The sequence below is a fragment of the Nitrospirota bacterium genome (assembly GCA_016180645.1).
Lineage (GTDB): Bacteria > JACPQY01 > JACPQY01 > JACPQY01 > JACPQY01 > JACPAV01.
Genome location: JACPAV010000004.1, coordinates 12,843 through 35,566 on the forward strand (window position 1 = coordinate 12,843; position 22,724 = coordinate 35,566).

At 60.9% G+C, this 22,724-nt stretch carries 25 protein-coding genes; 11 read left to right on the forward strand and 14 right to left on the reverse strand.

The genetic code is table 11. The features are described from left to right. Positions 1 to 73: 73 nt before the first annotated feature. From HYT87_03140 to HYT87_03170, 7 genes are all read left to right on the forward strand, one after another. The gene (locus HYT87_03140) at positions 74 to 316 is read left to right on the forward strand and encodes a hypothetical protein (protein MBI2058741.1); all 243 of its coding nucleotides are present in this window, start codon (positions 74 to 76) and stop codon (positions 314 to 316) included. Beyond that, positions 313 to 603 carry a cell division protein ZapA gene (locus HYT87_03145; protein MBI2058742.1) on the forward strand — a complete coding sequence of 97 codons (291 nt, stop codon included), beginning with the start codon at positions 313 to 315 and terminating at the stop codon, positions 601 to 603. Before HYT87_03140 ends, HYT87_03145 begins: the two co-directional genes overlap by 4 nt. Positions 604 to 840: 237 nt before the next feature. Next, on the forward strand, positions 841 to 1,410 hold the full coding sequence (locus HYT87_03150; protein MBI2058743.1) for a 5-formyltetrahydrofolate cyclo-ligase: 570 nt from the start codon (positions 841 to 843) through the stop codon (positions 1,408 to 1,410). Continuing rightward, positions 1,403 to 2,968 carry a ribonuclease Y gene (gene rny, locus HYT87_03155; protein ID MBI2058744.1) on the forward strand — a complete coding sequence of 522 codons (1,566 nt, stop codon included), beginning with the start codon at positions 1,403 to 1,405 and terminating at the stop codon, positions 2,966 to 2,968. The genes HYT87_03150 and rny overlap by 8 nt, the downstream gene beginning before the upstream one ends. A gap of 48 nt (positions 2,969 to 3,016) precedes the next feature. After that, positions 3,017 to 4,045: an alcohol dehydrogenase catalytic domain-containing protein gene (locus HYT87_03160; protein ID MBI2058745.1), complete on the forward strand. Its 1,029-nt coding sequence runs from the start codon at positions 3,017 to 3,019 to the stop codon at positions 4,043 to 4,045. Beyond that, on the forward strand, positions 4,045 to 5,235 hold the full coding sequence (locus HYT87_03165; GenBank protein MBI2058746.1) for a tyrosine--tRNA ligase: 1,191 nt from the start codon (positions 4,045 to 4,047) through the stop codon (positions 5,233 to 5,235). The genes HYT87_03160 and HYT87_03165 overlap by 1 nt, the downstream gene beginning before the upstream one ends. After that, complete coding sequence (locus HYT87_03170; protein ID MBI2058747.1) at positions 5,232 to 6,959, forward strand: Rne/Rng family ribonuclease; 1,728 nt, start codon at positions 5,232 to 5,234, stop codon at positions 6,957 to 6,959. The genes HYT87_03165 and HYT87_03170 overlap by 4 nt, the downstream gene beginning before the upstream one ends. Positions 6,960 to 7,068: 109 nt before the next feature. Here HYT87_03170 and HYT87_03175 read toward each other — a convergent pair whose 3' ends face one another. The 3 genes from HYT87_03175 to HYT87_03185 all read right to left on the reverse strand — a co-directional run bounded on the left by HYT87_03175 (position 7,069) and on the right by HYT87_03185 (position 9,608). Then, complete coding sequence (locus HYT87_03175; protein ID MBI2058748.1) at positions 7,069 to 7,974, reverse strand: hypothetical protein; 906 nt, start codon at positions 7,972 to 7,974, stop codon at positions 7,069 to 7,071. A 273-nt stretch (positions 7,975 to 8,247) separates the two neighbouring features. Further along, entirely contained in the window at positions 8,248 to 8,403 is a 156-nt protein-coding gene (locus tag HYT87_03180) for a cytochrome P450 (GenBank protein MBI2058749.1), read from the reverse strand. Between the two features lie 215 nt (positions 8,404 to 8,618). After that, complete coding sequence (locus HYT87_03185; protein ID MBI2058750.1) at positions 8,619 to 9,608, reverse strand: glycerophosphodiester phosphodiesterase family protein; 990 nt, start codon at positions 9,606 to 9,608, stop codon at positions 8,619 to 8,621. A 275-nt stretch (positions 9,609 to 9,883) separates the two neighbouring features. Here HYT87_03185 and HYT87_03190 point away from each other — a divergent pair, with 275 nt between their 5' ends. The 3 genes from HYT87_03190 to HYT87_03200 are packed head-to-tail and all read left to right on the forward strand — an operon-like array spanning position 9,884 to position 10,959. Beyond that, on the forward strand, positions 9,884 to 10,276 hold the full coding sequence (locus HYT87_03190; GenBank protein ID MBI2058751.1) for a DUF302 domain-containing protein: 393 nt from the start codon (positions 9,884 to 9,886) through the stop codon (positions 10,274 to 10,276). An 11-nt stretch (positions 10,277 to 10,287) separates the two neighbouring features. Continuing rightward, positions 10,288 to 10,743, forward strand: coding sequence for a thioredoxin family protein (locus HYT87_03195; protein ID MBI2058752.1), 456 nt, complete (start codon positions 10,288 to 10,290; stop codon positions 10,741 to 10,743). Positions 10,744 to 10,779: 36 nt separating this feature from the next. After that, the gene (locus HYT87_03200; GenBank protein ID MBI2058753.1) at positions 10,780 to 10,959 is read left to right on the forward strand and encodes a thioredoxin family protein; all 180 of its coding nucleotides are present in this window, start codon (positions 10,780 to 10,782) and stop codon (positions 10,957 to 10,959) included. A gap of 16 nt (positions 10,960 to 10,975) precedes the next feature. Here the strand turns inward: HYT87_03200 and HYT87_03205 are convergent, their stop codons facing one another. The 11 genes from HYT87_03205 to HYT87_03255 all read right to left on the reverse strand — a co-directional run bounded on the left by HYT87_03205 (position 10,976) and on the right by HYT87_03255 (position 21,501). After that, entirely contained in the window at positions 10,976 to 11,152 is a 177-nt protein-coding gene (locus HYT87_03205; protein MBI2058754.1) for a hypothetical protein, read from the reverse strand. A gap of 147 nt (positions 11,153 to 11,299) precedes the next feature. Next, positions 11,300 to 12,523, reverse strand: coding sequence for a type II secretion system inner membrane protein GspF (gspF, locus tag HYT87_03210; GenBank protein ID MBI2058755.1), 1,224 nt, complete (start codon positions 12,521 to 12,523; stop codon positions 11,300 to 11,302). A 5-nt stretch (positions 12,524 to 12,528) separates the two neighbouring features. Continuing rightward, a complete protein-coding gene (locus HYT87_03215) occupies positions 12,529 to 12,933 on the reverse strand; it encodes a type II toxin-antitoxin system VapC family toxin (GenBank protein ID MBI2058756.1) in 405 nt (134 codons plus the stop codon). Then, on the reverse strand, positions 12,911 to 13,174 hold the full coding sequence (locus HYT87_03220) for an AbrB/MazE/SpoVT family DNA-binding domain-containing protein (GenBank protein MBI2058757.1): 264 nt from the start codon (positions 13,172 to 13,174) through the stop codon (positions 12,911 to 12,913). Before HYT87_03220 ends, HYT87_03215 begins: the two co-directional genes overlap by 23 nt. Positions 13,175 to 13,262: 88 nt before the next feature. After that, entirely contained in the window at positions 13,263 to 14,966 is a 1,704-nt protein-coding gene (gspE, locus tag HYT87_03225) for a type II secretion system ATPase GspE (GenBank protein MBI2058758.1), read from the reverse strand. A gap of 11 nt (positions 14,967 to 14,977) precedes the next feature. Continuing rightward, on the reverse strand, positions 14,978 to 17,218 hold the full coding sequence (gene gspD, locus HYT87_03230) for a type II secretion system secretin GspD (GenBank protein ID MBI2058759.1): 2,241 nt from the start codon (positions 17,216 to 17,218) through the stop codon (positions 14,978 to 14,980). A gap of 59 nt (positions 17,219 to 17,277) precedes the next feature. Next, positions 17,278 to 18,183, reverse strand: coding sequence for a hypothetical protein (locus HYT87_03235; protein ID MBI2058760.1), 906 nt, complete (start codon positions 18,181 to 18,183; stop codon positions 17,278 to 17,280). A gap of 44 nt (positions 18,184 to 18,227) precedes the next feature. After that, the gene (locus HYT87_03240; GenBank protein ID MBI2058761.1) at positions 18,228 to 19,178 is read right to left on the reverse strand and encodes a polyprenyl synthetase family protein; all 951 of its coding nucleotides are present in this window, start codon (positions 19,176 to 19,178) and stop codon (positions 18,228 to 18,230) included. Further along, positions 19,162 to 19,443: an exodeoxyribonuclease VII small subunit gene (gene xseB, locus HYT87_03245; protein MBI2058762.1), complete on the reverse strand. Its 282-nt coding sequence runs from the start codon at positions 19,441 to 19,443 to the stop codon at positions 19,162 to 19,164. Before xseB ends, HYT87_03240 begins: the two co-directional genes overlap by 17 nt. Positions 19,444 to 19,483: 40 nt before the next feature. Beyond that, positions 19,484 to 20,863 (reverse strand): exodeoxyribonuclease VII large subunit, encoded by a 1,380-nt coding sequence (locus HYT87_03250; GenBank protein MBI2058763.1) that lies wholly within the window; start codon positions 20,861 to 20,863, stop codon positions 19,484 to 19,486. Further along, positions 20,863 to 21,501, reverse strand: coding sequence for an MBL fold metallo-hydrolase (locus tag HYT87_03255; protein MBI2058764.1), 639 nt, complete (start codon positions 21,499 to 21,501; stop codon positions 20,863 to 20,865). Before HYT87_03255 ends, HYT87_03250 begins: the two co-directional genes overlap by 1 nt. Positions 21,502 to 21,657: 156 nt before the next feature. On the opposite strand from HYT87_03255, the gene HYT87_03260 reads away from it, so the two are divergent. Further along, positions 21,658 to 22,506, forward strand: coding sequence for an SPOR domain-containing protein (locus HYT87_03260; protein MBI2058765.1), 849 nt, complete (start codon positions 21,658 to 21,660; stop codon positions 22,504 to 22,506). Positions 22,507 to 22,724 lie beyond the last annotated feature (218 nt).

Genomic DNA, 22,724 nt, shown 5'->3' on the forward strand with positions numbered 1-22,724 from the left:
TTTCCTGGCGGCAAGTACCGCACCCTCCCTGGCTGGCCTTGACGCATGTCAGCTCTATGTTATGATCGAAAATGTGGAAGCCAAGACCGTTATCGATGCGGTTGATGAGCTTGAAAAAGTGACGAATTCCCTTCTAAACCGCGCCCGGACGTTGAGGTCCCAGCGCCTTCAGCTCAAGCAGAACCTGACGGGGAAAGATCAGGAGCTGACGAGGCTGGAAGGGTGGCAGGCGAGGCAGAAGGAACGAGAAAAAGAGGTGCTGTGGCGTTTGGAAAAGGTCGTGAAAGCTTTGGATCGAATGGGGGTTGAGGCATGAGTCGTAATCAGAAAGTGAAGGTGTACGGCCATGTCTTCTCGATCAAGACCAGCCGGGACCCCGCTTTCACGCAGGAGGTGGCGCATCACATCGATCGTCAGATGCGCGAGGTGGCCACCGCCAACAAAACCAGCACAACCGAACAAATCGCTCTCCTCGCAGCGCTGAACATTACGGGTCAGTTGCTGGAGGAAAGGAGGAACAACGAAGCCGTTTTGACCAAGGTTTCGCAACTGCGGAGAAGTGTGGAAGCTGAGATTTCGAAAGATACAGAAAGCAAAAGCTGAGAACGTATGAAAAATATGTTTCCCTGGGATGTGGGTGAGCGCGGCCTGAGATTGAGCCATCGTGGTAAGTCATTGGGGATCTCCGTTCGATCGGGGACGCGTCACCCTCTTCGGGGGGTTTGCGAGAACCGGTTGCACCGTTCCCCCCCTACACCGTAGGGGTTCAATTTCAACCGTTCCACCGCATTCCCGGGGAAACAGCCGATCCTCGCTCCCGGTCTCCGCCCACAAACGATGGTGGGCAGCAAAGAACACATTCGAGCCAAACTTCTAAGACGCCGCCGGGCACTGACTCCCTCCGAGCACGAGGGCCGGAGCCGGGCCGTGGGCCTTCTGGCCCTGAGGCTGTCCGCCCTCCGGTCCGCCCGAAGCGTGGCGCTGTATCGCGACATGCGGAATGAGGTCGCGACCGGGTTCCTGTTTGACCGGCTCCGGCGGCGGCGGAAGAGAGTATCGCTGCCCAAGGTGTCGGGACGCCGCTTGGCCTTTTATCGCGTCGATCGGTGGGATAACCTCCGTCCGGGCTACGAGGGGATTCCGGAGCCGGTTGCGCGCGCGGGCCGGCGGAATCGTCTCGACGCCATCGATTTCTTTTTTGTGCCGGGGGTGGCCTTCGATCGTCGAGGCAACCGGCTCGGCCACGGGGGGGGGTTCTACGATCGCATTCTCGGCCGACGCCGGCCCTCCAGCGTCGCTTGCGGGTTATGCTTCGATTTTCAACTCCTGAACGAATTGCCTCGACAGGCGCACGACCGACCGGTCGACGTGATCGTCACGGAAAAGGAGGTCATTCACACCCATGCCTGAAATTCTCCTCTCCTTCGGTTTACCGGTGGTGATCGGAGCAGCCGTGGCGGGTCTTCTCACGGCTGTTCTGTACTCCACGAAAGTAAAGAAGAATCGGGCCGATGCCCAGGCCGAAGCCGCGCGGCTGGCCGAAGGTGCCCGGAAAGAATCGGAGTCTGCGCGGGAGAAAATCGAGAAGCAGGCCCGGGATCAGGCGAACCGGATCCGGACGGAGGCCGAGCAGTCAATTGCCGACCGGCGGCGCGAAATCGAGAAGTGGGAGCGCAAGCTCCGGGGCCGGGATGAGGTGGTGGACCAGAAGTACAAGATCATCGAGCAGCGGCAGTCGGATCTTCAGCGCAAGGAGCGGACGCTCGCCGAGCAAAGCGAGACCTTGCGCAGGAAAATCGAGGAGGCGGATGGCGTGAGGGACCGCCTGGTGGCGAAGGTCGAGGAGGTTTCCGGTCTGAGCCGCGAGGACGCCCGCAAGCAGCTCGCCGCCCAGATGGAGGCGGAAGCCAAGATGGAAGTGGCGAAGGCCATGCGAAAACACGAGGAAGAAGCCCGGAAGACCGCGGAAGAGAAAGCCAAGCACATTATTGTCGAGGCCATCCAGCGCTGGGCGGGCGAACTTTCACCGGAGGCGACGACCACGGTGATCGACCTTCAGGATGACGAGGTCAAAGGGCGCATCATCGGCCGGGAGGGCCGCAACATTCGTGCTTTCGAGGCGGCAACCGGCGTGGACGTGGTGATCGACGACACCCCGGGCACGTTGCTGCTCTCCTCCCTTAATCCAGTGCGGCGCGAGGTGGCGCGAGTGGCGATCAAGAAACTCATCGGAGACGGGCGCATCCATCCGGGCCGCATTGAGGAGGTGGTGGAGCGGGCGAAGAAGGACGTGGACAAGCGGATGATGGACGCTGCGGAGAAGGCCCTGCTGGATCTCCGGATCCACGGGATGCACCCTGAACTGGTCCGGCATCTTGGGCAGCTCTTATACCGAACGAGCTACTCGCAAAATGTTCTCTACCACAGTGTTGAAGCAGGATTCATCGGCGGGATCATCGCCGTGGAGCTGGGCCTGGACCAGAAATTGGCGCGCCGGATCTGTCTCCTTCATGACATCGGGAAGGCCGTGTCGCACGAGGTGGAGGGGACGCACATGGACATCGCCGCCGATCTGCTGCGCCGATGCGGCGAGTCCGAAGAAGTCATCAAGGGTGTGGAGGGGCACCACGAGGCCGAGCCGCCCACTATCTTCTGCGTCATCGCGCAGGCGGCGGACGCGATTTCGGGCGCGCGGCCTGGGGCGCGACTCGAATCGCTGGAGAACTACGTCAAGCGCGTGGACTCGCTGGAGAAAATCGCCCAGTCGTTCCCCGGCGTGGAGAAGGCCTACGCCATCCAGGCGGGACGCGAAATCCGCGTTGCGGTGGACTGCAAGAGAGTCAACGATGACGAGGTGTACATGCTCTCCAAAGACATCGCGAACAAGATCCAGCAGGAGATGACGTATCCCGGGGAGATCAAAGTGACCGTGATCCGCGAGGTGCGCGGAGTGGAGGTGGCCCATTAGACAATTTGAGATTTCAGATTTGAGATTTGAGAGTGCGGAGAAGATGTCGTGAAGGCGGTGGTGTTGCACAAGACCGGCGGGGTGGAGGGGCTCCACTATGAAACCGTGCCCGATCCGGAGTTGCGTGATGACGACGTTTTGGTGCGCATTCGCGCGTGCGGCGTGTGCTACCGGGATCTGCTCGACCGGCGGGGAAAGTTCCCGTTCATCCAGATTCCGATTATTACCGGCCATGAGTTCTCGGGCGAGGTGGTGAAGGTGGGAAGGAACGCGGGCGAGTGGTCGCCGGGCGATCGCGTGGTGAACCTTCACCGGAACCCCTGCGGTTTTTGCGGCCCATGTTCGATTGGCGACGAGATCCACTGCGAGCACGCCCACGCCCATTTCGGGCTGACCTGGCCGGGCGGATACGCGGAATACGTGGCCGCTCCGAAGACGAGCCTCGTGCGTCTGCCGGATTCAATTCCGTTCACCGACGGGGCGGTCCTCATGTGTACGGCGGCGGTGGCCCTGCGGGCCGTGAAAGTGCGGGCCGACGTCCGCTTGGGCGAAAAAGTCCTCATCACGGGGGCGTCCGGCGGCGTGGGTACCATGGCGCTCCAGGTTGCCAAACAGTGCGGGGCCTCGGTCGTTGCCGTGACGTCGAGTGACGGGAAGAAAAAGCATTTGGAGGAGATGGGCGCGGACGAGGTACACGTCAGTCCGACCGGCAGTTTCCACAAGGAGATCGGCGGCGGACCGATGGGCGGGGTGGACGTGGCGGTGGAGATCGTCGGGAGCGCGACGTTCAACTCCTCACTCCGGTGTCTCAAGCCGGGGGGCCGCCTCATCCTGGTGGGGAACGTCACTGGCGAGCGCGTGGAGCTCAATCCGGGGATCATCATCCTCAAGGCGCTCAAGATCATCGGATCGGATTCCTGCTCGCGGGCCGAACTGACCGAAACCATCCGGCTCGTGGAGGCGAAAAAATTGAGGGTGCATGTCTCGAAATCCTTCCCTCTGAGCGAGGCGGCGAAAGCCCAGACGTGGCTCGAAGAGAAGAAATCGTCCGGCCGCACCGTGCTGATCCCGAATTGATGGTGCCAGCAGACCAACAGCTCGCCCTGATCCGCCGGGGTTGCGTGGAGATTATCAAGGAGGAGGACCTTGCCGCCCGGTTGGCGACGGGAAAACCGCTCCGTGTGAAGGCGGGATTCGATCCCACCGCGCCGGATCTCCACCTCGGCCATCTCGTGCTGTTCGAGAAGCTCCGCCAATTCCAGGAACTCGGTCACGTGCCGGTGGTCATCATGGGCGACTTCACGGCACGCGTGGGCGATCCATCGGGACACGACCAAACGCGTCCAACCCTTTCCCCGGCCGAGATTGAGCGCAATACCGAACGGTTCTTGCAACAGCTCGGGAAGGTACTCAACTTGAAGGGTGTGGAGATACGAAGGAACTCCGATTGGATCTCGAGGATCGGCCGAGAAGGAGTTTTCGGGTTCCTGGATTGGCTTTCCGCCATCGGGGCGCCTCCGATCCAGCGTCTCTTGGAGCGGGAAGAATTCCAGAAGCGGAAAGAGAGGCGGGAGCCGATCTACATCCAGCAGCTCCTCTACCCCCTCTTTCAGGCCTACGACTCCGTCTGTGTTCAGGCCGACGTGGAGCTTGGGGGGACCGACCAGAAATTCAACCTCCTGTTGGGTCGGGAGGTTCAGCAGACGTTGGATCAGCCGCCTCAGGTGGCCGTGCTCCTTCCCCTCTTGGTCGGTACGGATGGGACGAAGAAGATGAGCAAATCGCTCGGGAACCATGTAGCTCTCGAAGACTCCCCTGTGGAGATGTTCGGTAAGGTCATGTCGATCGGCGACAGCGTAATGAAGACCTATTACGAGCTGCTGACATCGGAGACCGTGGATGACGGGCACCCAATGGAGGCGAAGAAAAGGCTGGCCTCCTTGGTCGTGGGGCGTCTGCACGGCGCAGCGTCGGCCGCCGAGGCCGCCCGGGACTTCACGATGAAGTTCCAAAAAAAAGAACTCCCTGAAGACATGCCCGAAGTGCGGCTGCCGGCGACCGGAGCCCCCCTGCTCCTGTGCGACGCCATGGCGGGTCCGCTCGGCCTCGCGCCCTCGAAGAGCGAGGCGCGCCGGCTTATCCGGCAAAAGGGAGTTCGAATCAATGAACAGACCGTGGACGATGAAAAGGCCCTCCTGCCTCTGGAGGATGGGCTGGTTGTCCAGGTCGGAAGACGAAAATTCGTGAAGGTGAGGATAGTGAAGTGAACGAGAACGAACCTGAAAAACCCGTCGAGTCCCGACCGGAGCCCGCGGGAGAACCCACGGAGCGTCCGCGAGAACAGCAGCCGCGCCAGCGGCATGATCGCCATCCTCGTCAACGCGGGGGAGGTGGCGGGGGCGGAGGCGACGCCAGGACCCAGTCGCAAAACCGCTCCTCGTTTGCGGAACGGGGCGGCGGAGGCGGTGGATGGCCGCGTCATCGAAGTGGTCCCCCCCCCCGTCCTCGCGAGGAGGAAGAGCCCGAGGAATTCGAGCGTCGGCCGGCGCAGCCCATCAAGATTGTCATCAGCGCGGCGGCGTATGAGACGCGCGCGGGCGTGCTGGAGGGCGACAAGCTGGCCGAAATCCTGATCGAACGGCCCAAGGAAAAGAACTTCACCGGCAACATCTATCGGGGGAAGATCGTCCGGCTGCTTCCCGGCATGCAGTCGGCGTTTGTGGACATCAACGACACGCGCACGGCGTTCCTGCACATCACGGACGTCATGGAGCGCTGGGAGGAGCGCAATCGTCCGAAGCGCTTGGAACAGGTCTTTCGCGAGGGAGACAGCATCCTCTCCCAAATCATCCGCGACCCCGTGAAAGACAAAGGCGCCAAGCTCAGCACGAAGCTGACCTACACGGGGCGGTTCTGCGTGGTGGTGATCGGCAACACCATGTTCGGGATTTCACGGAGAATCGAGGACAAGAGGATCCGTCGCCGTCTTCACGATATTGGCGCCCGGATGCAGAAACGGCGTACGGGTCTCATCTTCCGCACGGCCGCGGGCTTGGCGGATGAGGAGGCGGTCGTACATGAAATCGAGGAGCTCTACCGCGCGGCCGAGGAGATTGCGGACAAGTTCAATGAGAAACGCGATCCGGAATTGCTATCCGCCGAGCCGCCCCTGATCATCCGGGCCGCGAGGGATATGCTCGGAGGGCGGGATGAAGAATTGATCATCGATCGGGAAGAGGCCTATCAACAAGTGGTGGATTACATGAAAAGGCACGATCCCGGCGCCCTTCCCTGCGTGAAGCTCTACAAGGGCCATGAACACGTCTTCGAACATTATGGAATCGAAGCGCAGATTCAGAAGGCGCTCCAAAAGGAGATCGACCTGCCTTCCGGCGGGAGCATTGTCATTGACGAAACGGAGGCCCTCACGGCCATCGACGTCAACACCGGGCACTATGTGGGCCGCGGCAATGTCGAACAGACGCTGCTCAAGACGAATCTGGAGGCGGCGCAGGAGATTGCGTACCAGATCAAACTGCGTAACATCGGCGGGCTCATCGTGCTGGATTTCATCGACATGGCCAGGGAAGAGAACGAGCGGAGGGTGTATGACGCGATGCTGGATGAATTCAGGTACGAGAAAGGCCGCACCATCATCCAGCGGTTCTCCGGGCTCGGCGTCATCGAGATGGCCCGTTTTCAGACACGGAAGAGCCTACGAGGCGTCATCACCGAACCGTGCGTTTCGTGCAACGCCACCGGCCAGGTGAAGAAGTCGATCACCATCTGCTACGAGATCCTGCGGATGTTGGAAAAGAAGTTGAGGGAGAATAAGAAGACCACGTTCACGGTCACGGCGCACACGGACATCGCCTACCGCCTCGATTCGGAGGAGAAGCAATACGTGGATCGGCTCCGGGAGAAGTTCAAGGCCATGATTGAGGTCCGTACGGAGAGCCGTTTCAGACCGGACGAATTCTGGGTGGATTGAGTGCAGGAGGCTTAACCACGGAGGGCGAAGGAACGCAGAGAGATGGAATTGAATGAGATCAGTGGACAGATTGTGGATGGGGCGATGACGCCGGCTGTGTCCTGCTTTCTCATGGTTGACTCTCCGGAATGATTTCGAATCGGGAAATGTCCCCGCCGAGGCTTTCGGAGAGATAGACCGTTCCATCTGGTGCAACGGCCAGATCCTCGGCGTGTGAGATGCCGTCGCAGGCCACGCGAACCGAGTGGCCGTTCTCGGGATTGATCCAGACGACTTCGTCCAGTTGGGAAACCAGCAACCCTCCCGTTGCCGGATGGAAGATCACGTCCGTGGGGGATTGGATCGCCGTGGGAACTGTTTCCATCTTCCCTGTCCCACTTAGACGTAGGATCGAGGTTGAATTGGCTGCGACCACATACAGGCTTCCACCTGACGAGTAAGTAATATCACATGCACCGGGCAGGCCGGACAACAGTGTGGAGCGGGAAGTTGGGTCGTCCGCCGGGCCTTCGAATCGCGTAACCCACGATTCCGGGAACGCGAAGAAGGGTCCCTTGCTCTCGCAAAGGGTCAGGCGACCTCTTTGATCGAAGGCGATGTCCATGGGAAGGCTGAGCGAATCGAGAACCGTGCGATCGGCGCGAGTGACAGGATCCAACCTGTGCAGTACGCCGGCGTTGGATTCGGTCACCCAGAGGGCCGGATTGGACTCGGGGCCGATCGCGAGAGCCCACGGGAACGGAACGTTCTGAATCCACGGGGGATCGAGAGGGGCGCCCGAAACGGCGTCGAATCTCAGAACCGCGGATTGATCCGTGCTGGCGACCCATAGCTCCGTCCCGTCCGGGCTGATTTCGATGTCGTCCGGTATCAGGCCCGGCTGGCGGACGACCGTCTGAAGGGGGGAACATGATTTCGGCGTGATCGGTGCGACATCCTTTTCAGATACCTCCGAGCAAGCGAGGGAGAAAGCGGATGTGAGCAAGATGAGGACGAGGGGATTGCGCGTCTCCATTTCGAGCGGGCATCGTAGCGTACCTTACAACGAAGGACCATCCAGAATGACGCGCGTTCCCCTGGACGGCGCAAAGGTGATACTTCGTCGGACAACTCGTGCGCGATACCCGGGGGCCAGCCGGAGCCGGAATCTGGAGAAAACCTGCGAGGCAACAATCTTGATTTGTATCCGTTCAGCACCCCCCATCCTCTCCTCCCCCCTCATGGGGGGAAGGGGTGGTAGCCGCACCCTTTATGGGTGCGTCTTCAGACGCAGGCATGAAGCCTGCGCCTACCCCCTCCCCCTCGACGGGGGAGTCACGCCGGAGGGCGGATCCGCCTGCTGGCGGAGGTCAGGGTGGGGGTGAACGCTTACTTTGATTTCATACGTGGCGAACACCGTGCCAAGGCACCGTCGAACTCCCCCGCCGAATGGAAAATTCTGCACGCTTCGATGAAGGGAATTGGACGGAACCCCCAGTTGAGGATTTGGAGCAGAGGGGGCATTCGGGGTCCGGGTGGTAGGAGGGACGGCGCTTCGGGATTCACGCGGCCCTCCTCGCCTCGCTCGGAGGACGGCGTTTGGAAGTAGAATGGAGACTCACGCCGTCACCATTATCGGGTGAGTGCGCCATTCGGGCAATTCGTGACAGGAGGGAGAGGCTAAGGCAGAAGCTGCCAGGGATCGCTTTTGAAGAGCCAGCGATCGAGATGCTGGAGCAGAATGGCGGGGAATTCCGTCTGAACGATCTGGATGCCGGCGTCGAAGATGGGGGAATAGTGGGACGTGTCGTGCGTTCCTTGCTTGCTCCGCAGGACCGTCACGGCATCCTCTGTGAAGATGTCGGAGAAGAGCTTGGGCTCGGAACCGACGAGGGGGCGGGCTTGAGGGCCGAGCGGCCAAGGGATCTCGAAGATTTCGGGTCGGCGGTCGAAGAGCGCGAGGTGCCGGCGGATCTCCTCTTCCGTATCCGGGCGGACCTGCACGTGGACGGCGGGATTCAGCTTCCGTGCTTGAACGGCGCGCTCCGCGTCGGACACGCTGATCATGACTTGATCGATCATTCCGGAGGACTCGATCGCCTGAACCACGAGATCGATTCGACTCGTCTTGGTATCCAAAATAATCACCAGCCGGTCCCGGGCGATCGCCAAGGCGTCCTCGAAGGCAGGCACATGGTCGCATGCGAAATCTCCCTTGAAGCGGTTGTTTGGCGCAAGGAGCGGAATCGATGTGATCTCGCCGGCCGACTTCGTTTCCACTTCCGCGTCGATGCCGGTCGTGCGTTTCATGTTGCCGTCGTGCATGAGGATGAGTCGGCCATCGGAGGTATCTCTCACGTCGATTTCTGATCCATCGGTTCCCATCCAGACGGCGGCGCGCAGACCGGAGAGGCTGTTCTCGGGCGCGATCACGCCCCCTTCCCCGCCGGCGCCTCGATGCACCACCACCGTCGGTCCTTGGTTACACGTGGAATCGATGACACAACCCAACGGAACGGGCGAGCGGCGCAGAGGCAGCTTTGATGTGGAGGTGCAGTCGAAGAGCGATGGAGAAAACGTTTCGGGGGCCGTCGGCAGGGGTTCATCGTTGCCGCACCCTATCCCGTGGATGCCGGCGAGAACGAAAAGCGCCAGTGCCGATCGGGTCATGCGAGTCTTTTAGCCCAGACCTTCAATCGGGTAAAGCCAACCGCGAGGAGAATCCACCGTGTAACAATTGACCGAACTCACGCCCTCAATACTGGGAGCAAACATAATGACGTTTGAAAACGGCTTGGTCCTTGCAGGATTCATGGTCGGATGGATCGTACTCCAGACGTGGGTCCTCCCGCGGCTGGGTGTGCCGACTTGAGCGCGTCCCGACGCGTGCCGGCCGGCGCGCAAGGCAGATCCGGCACCGGACAAGCCGGAGGAAGGGAGTTGAGATGGCCACGTTTGGAATGAGAAAGGAATTGAATTCGACGTATGACGCCGCGCTGTCCAGTGTGCCGGATGCGCTCAAGAGCGAGGGGTTCGGCATCCTGACGGAAATCGACGTGAAAGACACGCTGAAGAAGAAATTGAACGTCGATTTTCGCCGTTACAAGATCCTGGGCGCCTGCAATCCACCTTTTGCCCACAAGGCTTTGCAAGCGGAGTTGGAGATCGGGCTCCTGATGCCGTGCAATGTGATTATCTACGAGGGAGATTCCGGGAAGGCCGTGGTCGCGGCGGTTGATCCGGTCCTGACGATGGCGGCCCAGGGGAACGCACGGGTCAAGGAGATTGCCGGAGAGGTGCGGGAGAAGCTGACGAGAGTCTTGGAAAGGCTGTGCTGAGGAGATCGTCGATGGGAATGATTTCAGAGAAAGACGGCCAGGCCATCCGGGACCACTTCAACGGAAACCTGTCGGCGCCGGTCAAGATCGAATACTTCACCCGGCCGGACAGCCGGATCTTCGTGCCCGGCCGCGAGGAATGCGCGACCTGCAAGGAAACGGGCGAACTCTTGGGCGAGGTTGCCGCCCTGTCGGATCAGCTCACGCTTGACGTTCACGACATCACGCGCGACGCGGCCCGTGCCGATGAGCTTGGAGTCAAACGGGTTCCGGCCTTCGTGCTCTCAGGCGCGGCGAAGGGCCGAGTTCGGTACTTCGGAATCCCATCGGGCTATGAATTCTCCGCGCTGATCGAAGATCTGGTTGACGTATCCAAGGGGGAAGCCGACCTGAGCCAGAAGACGCTCGATGCCCTGGGAACGCTGGATAAGGACCTCCACATTCAGGTTTTCGCCACGCCGACCTGACCCCACTGCCCCGGTGCGGCCAGGCTGGCCCACAAATTGGCCATCGCGAGCGAGCGCGTGACGGCGGACGTCATCGAGGCCAACGAATTTCCGGATTTGGTTCAGAAATACCGCGTCTCCGGCGTCCCCAAGATCATCGTCAACGACACCGTCGAATTCGTCGGCGCCCAGCCGGAATCCCGATTCGTCTCCGAAGTCCTCCGCGCTGTCGAATAGGCACCCGGTCGGCCTCTCAGCGCAGTCGGGCGAGGACGTGGAGAAACTCCCAGAGGCCGTCTTTTTCGCGGCGGACGGAAAGGATCCGGAAACGATCGCATAGAATTCGGCGCAAGTCCGCGGGAGTGAAGAAGTGATCGTAGTGGTTACGGTGGATGATCCAGTCCCGCTTGGCGGCCCTCTCCGCAGCCAAGATTCAGTGAAGATGTGGTGATGGGGTCATGCAAAAATGTGGGGATGTGGACATGTAGTCATGTGATCATGTGCTCGGACGGGTGTCTCTTCTCCGTCACATGACCTCATGACTCCATGAATACATGACAACATTCCTTCATGCGGCCTACATCGTGATCTGGCTGAGCTGGAGAATCGGTAGCAGGATGGAGAGCAGGAGGAAGACGATTACGCCGGCCATCACAATGATCATCACCGGTTCGAGGAGCGTGACGAGGCCGTTGATCTTCGTTTCCGTTTCCATCTCGTAGTTCTGGGCGACTTTCATGAGCATCTCTTCTAGGGCGCCGCTGCGCTCGCCGACGGCCACCATGTGGATGAGGATGGGCGGATAGAGTCCGCTTCGTCGGAGCGGCTCATGGAGAGGCGCGCCTTCCGAGACGCGCTTGCGGGCCTCATCGATCGAAGCGGCGAGGATCACGTTGTTGACCACCGGTTTGGAGATCTCCAGCGCCGGGAGGATGTTCACGCCGCTCGAGAGGAGTGTACTCAGCGTGCGGCTGAATCGGGCCACCGCGAGTTCACGGACGATCTTCCCGAAGACGGGCAGCATGAGGAAGAACCGATCGAAGACCAACCTCCCCCGGTCGGTCTTGCGGAAGCGATTGAGTGAGTACAGGCCTCCGGCGATGGCCAGGATGAGGAGCCACCAGAAGCGGCTGAAGTTCCTCGACATCATGAGGAGGATCCGGGTCATGAGCGGGAGCGTCATTTCCATCTCTTCAAAGATCGAGAGGATGCGGGGCAGCAGAAATGTGAACACCAGGAAGATGAACACGGAACCGACCACCGTCATGAAGACCGGATAGTAGAGGGCGCGGCGGATCCGGTTCTGAATGGCCACTTGGTTCTCGAGGAATTCCGCGAGCCTGAGGAGGACCGCATCGAGCGCGCCGCTGGCCTCGCCGGATCTCACCATGTTGACGTAGAGAAAGGAGAACACCTCCGGAAACTCCATCATGGAGTCGGCGAGGGATTTTCCTTCGTTTACGCTCTGTCGAACCTGGGAGAGGACCTTCTTCATTTTGGGATCGTCCACCTGCTCGATAAGGGCGGTCAGGGTCTCATAGACCGTGAGTCCGGCCGCGAGGAGCGTGGCGATCTGGCGGGTGATCGCTGCCACGTCCTGCGTGCTGGCGCGGCGGAACGGGAGGGAGATGGCGAATTTGGAAAGAGGCTTGGCTTCCTGGAGAACGCCCTCCTTGACGGCCGTGGCGTAGACTCCGTCCTTCTTCAACTTGGCGCGCGCGGTGCGGGGGTTGTCCGCATCGACCACGCCGGCGACGGTCTTCCCGTCGGTTTTGTATCCTTCGTATTCGAACAGCGGCATGGGCGCTAATGGGAAAGCCAGTTGATGGTGATGATGGACTCCACTTGCTTGAAGTCCTTATCCACGGTGTGGAGAACGGCGTTTCGCATTCGAGCGAGACCCGCGGCAAAGGAGTCGCCCAGCGACATCCGATAGGTGGACTTGATGGCTGCCGCGGCCTCCGAAACTTCGAGATCGGCGGGGATGACGAGAATGGGCAGCCGGAGGACGTCGCCTCGAACGCCTTGCCACTGACGTTCACCCCATTTCTTGACGGCCGCGTAGGTGACCTCCGCCCAATTTGGGCCCGACAGGAGGATGGGTTTTCCGGCCTGAAAAGCGTTCTCCAGCAGTTCGGTCACCGCCGGGGCGCAAGGTTCCTCAAAGAGGTAGGCCAGGACCGCGGAACTATCGAATACCGAATCTCGCAAGTTTCTTCTCTTCCCGCTCCAGGTCCCGGCGCCTCTCATCAACAAGATCTTGCACGGCAGACCCGTCGCTCTTCAGAATCCCGCGAAGGCTTCGGATGAACTCCTTCGTGATGGGCTGGAGAAGGATCTTGTTGCCCTGTTCGATGAAGGCGACCTTCGTCCCTTTCTTGATCCCGTATTTCTTGCGGAGCGGCGCCGGAATCACGAGCTGCCCCTTGCTGGTCACCGTGCCTTGATCCATTTCGACCTCCAGAGAGGGATTCTTACATTACCATCAAAGTAAGTCAATCGAGAGAAAGTAATACGCCGAGCCGCCGGTCCGCAGGCCCCTACGCCAGTTCGAGGACTTCTTCCTGGGTGACGCGGAGGACTTCTTCGATGGTGGTGAGGCCGGCCTTCACTTTGTTGGCGCCATCTTCGCGGAGGGTGATCATGCCCTTGGAACGGGCCATCCGCTTGATGACGTTGGCGTCGGATTTCTGGACGATGAGTTCCTGGATGTAGCCGTCCACCAGGAGCACTTCAAAAATCCCAAGGCGGCCCATGAAGCCGGTGAAAAAGCATTGGGGGCAGCCTTTCCCGCGGAAGAACTGAATGCCGTTCGAGTCGCCGTTGATGCCGAGTTCCTCCACTTGGGACTGGGTCGGGACATACGCCTCGCGGCAGTCGGGGCAAATCGTCCGGATCAGCCGTTGGGCGATGACGGCGGTGAGGGAGGAGGAAATCAGGAACGGCTCGATGCCCATGTCGATGAGCCGGGTGAGCGTGCCGGCCGCGTCGTTGGTGTGGAGAGTGGAGAAGACCAGGTGGCCGGTGAGGGAGGCCTGAATGGCGATCTCGGCGGTTTCGGCGTCGCGGATTTCGCCGACGAGGATGATATCCGGATCTTGACGCAGAATCGACCGGAGGGCGTTGGCGAACGTCAGTTCGATCTTCGGGTTCACCTGGATCTGTCCGATGCCCTTGATCTGGTATTCGATCGGGTCTTCCACCGTGATGATGTTCTTGTCCGGCGAATTGATTTTCGAGATGGCCGCGTAGAGCGTGGTGGTTTTTCCGGAACCCGTGGGGCCGGTCACCAGGATGATCCCGTTGCTGCGCTTGAGAAGGACGTCCAACATGCGGAGGTCCTTCTCGCCCATGCCGATTTCCGGGAGGTCGAGGAGCCCTTTGCTCTTGTCGAGCAGTCGCATGACGATGCGTTCACCGAAGGCGGTGGGAACCACGGAGACGCGCACGTCCACGTCCTTTCCGGCGATGCGGAGCCGGATGCGCCCGTCCTGGGGCAGCCGCTTCTCCGCGATGTTCATGCCCGCCATGACTTTGATACGCGAAGTGATGGTGGGCTGGGCCGCTTTCGGGGGCGTGTGGACGTTGTAGAGGATGCCGTCCACTCGGTATCGAACCACCACCTCCCGCTCGAACGGTTCGATGTGGATGTCGGTCGCGCGCTGCTTGATCGCGTTGTAAAGGAGCGAATTGACGAGGCGGATGATCGGTTGCTCATCCGTCACGTCCAAGAGGTCCTCCGGCTCAGGCAGGGCCTCGGCGTCGATGCCGAGGGTCTCATCCTTCAACTCCTCCATGGCCCGGCCGCTCGCGGCGAGTTTGTCGTAGATCTGATTCGTCAGGGCGACGATCCGGTCTTTCTCAGCCAGAAAAAGATCGAGAGGGCTTTCCAGGACCAGCCCCAGATCGTCGATCCCTTCGATGTCGAGGGGGTCGTGCAGAACCGTCAGGATGCTGCCGTTTTCGCGTTTGAGCGGGAGGATGTGATGGGTTCGCACGAATTGAATGGGAATGCGCTCGGCGAGTTCAATCTGGAGATCTTCGGGCGTTTTCTGGAGGATGGGGATGTCGAACTGCCGGCTGAGCGCCTGAATCAAATGCGTCTCATTGATCGACTTCTGCCTGACGAGGATCTCGCCGATACGTCCGCCTTTTGACTTCTGGGCCTCCAGCCCGTTTTCCACGGCTTCGGCCGAAATGCCGTAGTCCTGGACGAGAATTTCGCCGAGCTTGCGATGGGTCACCCCATCCCCTCCTACTGCCCTTCTTTTGTGGGCGGCGGCGGTTCCTGGGCCGGAGGCTCCGGAGTGGGAGATTCTTCCTTGGGTTTTGGGGGGGGCGTGGGTTCGGGTGGCGCCGGGCTTGCGTCAAAATTCTTTTCGGCCTCTCCGGAGCGCGGCGAATCAGGTGGCGCCGGTTCCTCCAGCCGATCACGCAGTTTCTTTGTTGCTTTTCTGTGCTCCTTCGTGGCGCGTTCGATGGTCTGGCGCATTTCCTGTTCCTTCCGGAGACCGAGATCGCGCACTTCTTCCGGTGTGCTGAGAACATAGGGAGTCAGGAAGATGAGCAGATTCGTCTTCAGAAGCGTTTTCTTCGACGACCGGAAGAGCCAACCGATGATGGGGATGTCGCCGAGAATCGGGACCTTGCTTTCGCTGATGCTGATCGTATCTTCGAGGAGGCCGCCGATGACCACCGTCTGTTTGTCCTGCACGACCAACGTGTTCTTGACCTGTCTTTTCCGCGTGATGAGGCCCTGTTGGCCGACCTGGAATCCGGTGGGCACCGACTCACTCACCGCGGAGATCTCCTGAGAGATCTTCAGGCGGACGGCCCCGCTCTCGTTGATTTGCGGTGTGACTTTAAGATTGATGCCCACGTCTTTTCGCTCGATGTTCTGGATGATCGGCGCGCCGGCCAGCGTCGATTGCTGCGTCTGGGTGATGAACGGAATGTTCGAGCCGACGATGATCTCGGCCTCCTCGTTGTCCATGGTTAGAATCTGTGGCGTGCTGAGGATGTTCACGTCGTTGTCGGAGGCCAGAGCGTTGAGGAACGCGCCGAAGGTGGGAAAGGCCAGCTTGGCGCCGCCGACATCAATCTCGAACTTCTCACCGAGGATTCCGAAGAACACGCCCGGCTTGGCGAAAGTGGCAATGCCCGTCCCGGCGGATGCCCCGGTCGCGCCGGTTCCTCCCCCGAGGGGAATGAGGGTGCTCGATCCGCCCAGGTTCGTGCCGCCGAAGGTGATCGCCCCGGCGCCGTCCTTGGAGGCCTGGCCGCCGTGGGCCACGATCCCCCACTCCTTCTTTCGATCAAACGAGACTTCCATGACCACGCCTTCGACGTAGACCTGCTTGCGACGGACGTCGAGCTGCTGGATGACGGAATCGATGACCTCGTAGTCCCGCTGCGAGGCAATGATGATGAGAGAATTCGTGGCCTTGTCCGCCGTGATTTTGACTCCGCCCTCCAACGTGACGCTCGATGGGGAGCCTCCGCCGCCGGGCTGGGAGGGGGGCGAGGGCTGCCCCGGCATTCCGGCGGATCCCGTTTGCCGCGTGGGAAGCCCCGACACGAGGCTGGCCAGCACTTGCGCGAGTTGCTCGGCATCCGCATAGTTGAGCGAGCGGACACGGATCCGCCCGCCACCCGCCTCCACCGGCACGTCCAGATCCCCGATCAGCTTCTTGAGTTTCTCGATTTCGAGCCGGGGGCCGACGACGATGAGGACGTTCATCCTCTCATCCGGAATGATTTTCGTGATTCCTCCGGCGCCGGGCTGGCTGCCCGCGCGGCCGACCCGTCTTTGCCGTCCGGTCTGTTCAACGAAGATTTGTGAGATCTGCTGGGCCAACGTGACCGCCGTCGCATATTTCAGGCGGACAATTTCGACGATGTCTTCGAAACCGGGAACGTCCAGCGTGTCGATGATACGGAGGAGGCGAAGGATATTGGCCGATGTGTCGATGAAGATGAGCGTGTTGGTGGCGAGATAGGATTTGATCACGCCGTTGCGGGACACGAGATCGCGCAGGAGTCCTTCGATTTCGTCCGCGGGCACGTACTGGAGAGGAACCAGGCGCGTGATGAAGGTTTCCACCGGCGGGAGGGGCGTCTGTTCCACGCTCGTGGGAATGCTCTCCTGTTTGGCGTCCGTGGCCGGAATGATTTTCATGATCTTTCCGGAAGGTACGAGCGTGAACCCACGCACATTCATGACGCTCTCGTAGACGTGATAGGCCTCTTCGACGGTGACCGGCTGGGGCGAGATGATGGTGATCTTGCCGCGCACGCGCTCGTCGAGAATGAAGTTCTTCCCGGTCAGATTGCTGATGGTTTTCGTGAGATCCTTGATGTCGAATTCGCCGTCGATGTTGACTTTCTCTTTCGGATCGAAGGTGGGCTTCCTGGCTGGCGCACCCGGCGCGGGGGCCTGGCCGGTGAATAGCAGGAAAAAGGCGAGGCCGATGGCGGCCCTGGAGAGAGGGCTCACGGGATTCGGGGGGCTATCCTCGCGGTCGAATCCGCGCAGGAAGAGTCGCAGATCGAGCGTTACCGGATGTCATAGTTGAAACTTTGGGCCGAGCCGTCGCGTTCCAGATCCAGGGAGAGGCGGGAGGCTGCCTTGAGCTGCGTGAACGCTTGGAGCGCTTCTTCGGTCGTCGTGATGTTCAAGCCGTTGATGCGGCGGAGGACGTCGCCGTTCTTGATCCCGATCTGGTCGAAGAGACTGTCCGGGCGGATCGAGAAGATCCGGAAGCCGTCGGGCTTGCCTTTGTCGAAGTGCGGCACCACGCGGGCCTGCGTCAGGAGCGTGCTGAGGTTTGAGAGGTGTTCGTTGACCGTGTTGCGGTCGAGTCTGTACTGGCCGGGCGCGACCTGCTGAGGCGGCGCGGTGGGGCCCGAAGGAGCGGGTGGGCTGTAGCTCGCGGTCTGAGGTTGCGCATCCACGGGCCTCGGTTTCCCCTCCTCGCAGAGCACGAGTTTCTCCAGGTACCCGAGCCGCTCGAAGTAGACCACCTGTCGATCCACTTTGACCAGCTTGACGTCCGGCTTGATCATGCCGCCGACGAAAAACAGATTGACGTCTTTGTTCGGGGTGTCGAGATCCTGGATGGACGCGAAGGAGTGGTCGGCTTGAGAGCTGACCACGGTGCCCACCAGACACAGGTTGAGCGAAGTGTGTTGAGCCGCATTGGGATCGATATCGGGTGTGGTTCCCTGGGCCGCCTGATTCTCGGTGGCGGCGCCGAAAATATTTTTGTCGAGAATGGGCGAGTAGTCTTTGGCTGCCTGAACGGTGGTGGGTGCCTCCACGGGCGCCAAGGCCGCGGGTTTGGGCCGCGAACCGAAAGCCAAGTTCTGATCGATCACCGTCGTAACGAGATGGGCGTTGACGTACGAGATCAGCGTGAGAAGGGCAATGTTGATAATGGTGCCGAGTTTCTGGGCGGTCATTTTTGGTATTTTAGCTCAGAAAACGGGCACTTGCAAAGGGTTGATCAGCGGGAACGGGAGACGACCCAACGGGCGATCGCCCGGAGCGGGTCGGCCCCGGGTCCGAACGGGCGGAGGCTCCGCTGGGCGCTTTCGGCCAGATAATTCGCCTTGTTGCGCGCGCCCTCGATCCCGTAAAGGGTGACGAACGTGGTTTTCCTCAATTTCTCATCCTGGCCGGCCTCCTTGCCCAATTGGCTCGACGTGGAGGTGGCGTCGAGAAGATCGTCGGCGATCTGAAAGGCCACGCCGATCTTGAGGCCGTATCGCTGCAGGGCGCCGAGGGTGGCGGCGGACGCCCCCTTCACCAGGGCTCCCGCGGTGAGGGCGGCTTGGATGAGCGCGCCGGTCTTGCGCCGTTCGAGGTCTTCGATCCGTGCGGGTGTGGGTGTCGCGGGCACCTGTCCGATATCGATGGCCTGACCCGCCACCATTCCATCCGGACCGGAGGCGCGAGCGATGGCTTGGATAATCCGGACAACCGCCGCCGCCGGAAGCTTCGAGGGGTTCCGCGCCAGGATCTCAAAGCCGAGCGTGAGGAGCGCATCGCCGGCGAGGATGGCCTGTGGTTCGCCGAAGACCTTGTGACAGGTGGTCTTGCCGCGCCGGAGATCGGCGTTGTCCATCGACGGCAGATCGTCGTGAATCAGGGAGTAGGTGTGGATGAGTTCGATGGCGCAGGCGACCGGAAGGGCTTTTTCGGCCTTTCCCTTCACCGCTTCGCACGCGGCGATCGCGAGAATGGGTCGGAGACGCTTGCCGCCGGCGAAGACGCTGTATCGCATGGCCTCGAAGAGGCGCGAGAGATCGGCATTGGAAGCCGAGCGTGGGGAGGGCAGGATCGTGCCCAGGGCCGCGTCGATACGGCGAACCCGCTCGCGGAAGTAGCCTCCCAGATCGAAGGCATCGGCCGCGTCGGACGGCTTCGGCTGCCCACCTTCAGAAGGGGATGTCATCGTTTCCCTTCGTGGCTTTCTGCCCCCGGGCGGGTTTTTCGGGCGAACCTTCGTTTTCCTCGAAGGGAACGGCCTTGCTCTCGCCCCTTCCGTTTTTCATCAGTGTTTCCACCTTGAACTGGGCTTCGTCCAGCTTCTTCTTGCAGAAATCGGAGAGCTTCTTGCCTTCCTCGAAGAGTTCGATGGATTTCTCGAGGGGCAGGTCGCCCTTTTCGAGATCGTCTACGATCTGTTCGAGACGCTTGAGGCCGTCTTCGAATCGCATGGATTTCGGGTCGATTTTGGCCATCGGGTTCTCCTTGCAGCTAGATCAACCTGCCCTGCCTGGGGTCGCGGATGATTTCGCACGTCAGTTCGCCGTCCCACAGTCGGACTTCGACTTTTTCGCCCTTCCGGGTCTGTTTCGCCTGGGTGAGGATGGCCCTCTGGGGGAGGCGATAGGTAATGGAGTAGCCGCGTTTCAGGATGGACAGGGGGCTCAGGGATTCAAGCAGAGCGCCGTGCCGCTCGACGGCCTGGGCCTTCGCGGCCAGGATTGTTTCGCTCGAAGCGTCGAGGCGCTGATCGAGGCGACTCAGATCGATGCCCGCTTGGAGGAGGCGGCGAGTCGGGCTGAGCAGGGTGAGGGCGCGGGCAAGTTCTTTGAGGTGGGATTCGTGCTGCGTCAGGAGCCAGACGGCGGCGTTGTCCATGCGGGCGGAAACGTCATCCAATCGGAGCAGGAAATCCTCCACCCTCCGCTCGGGAGAAGTCAGTACGCGGAGGGCCTGTTGGAGGCGCGCGAGATTCGTGGCCAGGAGGTTTTTCATGGCTCGCGCCAGTCGGATGTCCAACCCTCCCATCTTCTCCTCGAGTTCAATCTTGCTCCGGATGACCATTTCCGCCGCCGCGGAGGGGGTCGGCGCGCGGACGTCGGCCACAAAATCGGCGATGGTCGTGTCGATTTCATGCCCGACGGCCGAGATCACCGGAATCTTCGATTCGAAAATGGCCCGCGCGACCACCTCTTCGTTGAACGCCCAGAGGTCCTCCAGCGATCCCCCCCCCCGGCCGACGATCAACACTTCCGCCCAGTCCCGTTCGTTCATCTCGCGAATGGCGGCGGCGATCTCTTCGGCGGCGCCCTCGCCCTGCACTTTGGCCGGGGCGATCAGCACGTGGACGTTCGCAAATCGCCGCCGGAGAACCGTGAGAATGTCGCGGACGGCTGCGCCCGTCGGAGAGGTGACGATCCCGATCCGCTGTGGCAGCTCCGGGAGCGGTCGTTTGCGCGCGGGATCGAACAGGCCTTCTTTTTGCAGTCTCTGCTTGAGCTTTTCGAATTCGAGAAGGAGCGCGCCCACGCCGACCGGCTGGAGAAAATCGACGATGAAAGAGTAGTTGCCGCGCGGTTCATAGAGATTGAGGCGGCCGTGGGCGACGATTTCCATTCCGTCTTCAAGATCCACCTTGAAAACCGATTTCTTTTCCGCGAACCGGAAAATGACGGAGCTCAGGATCGAGGAGGCATCCTTCAATGAAAAATACGCGTGGCCCGAGGCGTGAGGCCGGTAGTTGGCCACCTCGCCCCGCACCCAGAGGTCCGGGTAGCGTCCTTCCAGTAGGCCTTTGAGTTCGTGCGTGAGCTCGCTGACGGAATAGACTTTTTGCGCCTCGGCGAGGCTGAGCGAGGATGGATTGGGCACTAGAGCTCCGTGATGAAGGGGTTGGTCTTGCGTTCGCGACCGATCGTGGTGGCGGGGCCGTGGCCGGGATAGACGACCGTTTCATCGTCCAGCCGGAGAAGGCGTTCGCGAATGGATTTCATGATGTCGTCGAACGATCCGCCCCAGAGATCGGTCCGGCCGATGCTGCCCAGGAACAGCGTGTCGCCCGTGAAAAGTTTATCCCCCGCGCCGTTGGCCAGACGAAAAGTGAGGCTCCCGGGAGTGTGACCTGGAGTGTGGATGGCTTCGAGCTGGAGGGATCCCGCGGTGAAGCCGTCGCCGTCCTTGGAGGGGCCGTCGATCTGGGCGGCCAAACTCGGCCGGATGCCGAGGAGCGCGGCCTGTGCCGGCAACATTTTGAATAGAAAATCATCGTCCGGGTGCAGGTAGACCCGGGCGTTCGTGGAGGCCTGCAATTTCCGGGTCCCACCGATGTGGTCGAGGTGGGCGTGGGTGTGGAGAATGGCCTTGACAATAAGGTTGTGTCGTTTCAATATCGCGTCGATTCGCTCGGTTTCGTCCCCCGGATCGATGACCAGGGCTTCGCGCGTGGATTCGTCGCCCAGGATGTAGCAGTTGCACTGGAACGGGCCCACGACGGCGGTTTCCAAGACCATGGAACCGACAGTAGCACGGGAGGGCCGTTTTTCAAGCCCGGCTGGGAGAGTGACAGGGCGGACCGGGTGTGATAGAGAGTAAGTGTAGGACATCCCGAATCGGCTCATGAGGCCGGGCAGGGAGCAGCCAAGGAGGGGCCAATGAGTTAGAGGCAGATGAGCGATTTTGATCTGACGCTGATTCGGAAAAAGCTGGCCCGCGATCTCGGCAAATCGGCCGGGAGAAACGCCAAACCCGTCAAAGGTCCCTACGACGTTTCCATTTTCCCTTCTTCCAAGGGGCGGTACATCAAGTTTGCCCTGGCGGGCTTGGCGATCGTTTTCTCCGTGGGATTGGTTTCGTATTTGTTTGAGTCGGGGGAACCTCAGCCGGGCCATTCAGGCAAGGCCGGTGAAGTGAAGGTCAAACAGCCCTCCGCTGCGATGGCTCAGCTTGAGCGATTGGCGAGCCTCCCGGCCACTCCGGCGGTTTCCGCCCCCATGAAGGCCGAGGATGGTTCGGCGCATCGGCCCGTAGAAGTGAAACCGGTGGAACGAGCCGGCTATTACGTGCAGGTGGCGGCGTACCGGGGGATGCGGACGATGCAATCGGCTCAGGACCGCGTTTCCCAGATGGGCTACGAGAAACAGATGGTGGTCAAGGAGACGTTCTGGACTCCGCAGTACGTGATCGTGGAATCCGGCTCCGCGCAGGCGACGGAAATCGCCGCGCGGGTGGGCGCCGCCCTCCGGAATGTTCGACCCATGCTGCTGGTTGAACCGGTCGGGGGGGGGGGCCTGAGAGTCGGCCCGATCTACTATTCCGAGCTTCTGGAGAATGTGCGCGGGCGGCTAGGCCAGGCCGGACTGATCGTCCGCGATGTTGCGGTGGTGGAAAGGGAATTGATTTATCTCCTGCTCATCGGGCCCTACGCGGACGAAGCCTCGGCGGCGGAGACGCGAGCCCGGCTTCATTCCTTCGCTCCTGACGCCCTCTTGATTTTCGAAAAGGGCGCGGGCGGGTAGCCCAGGACTGGCCTGGGATTTGAAATTTGAGATTTCAGATCTCAGAGTGGGTGGCGGGGTGATCCCGGTCACAATCTTCAGACATTCCTCAAGTTTTGCCTTCCGGCTCCGATAACTTCACATAAGGCCTGAAAATAGAAAGAGTGAGTGGAGAACGGGGCGCCCCGGGGGGGGCCAGCCAGGACAGGCGCGGTACTTGCCGCAACGTGGCCGAGCGT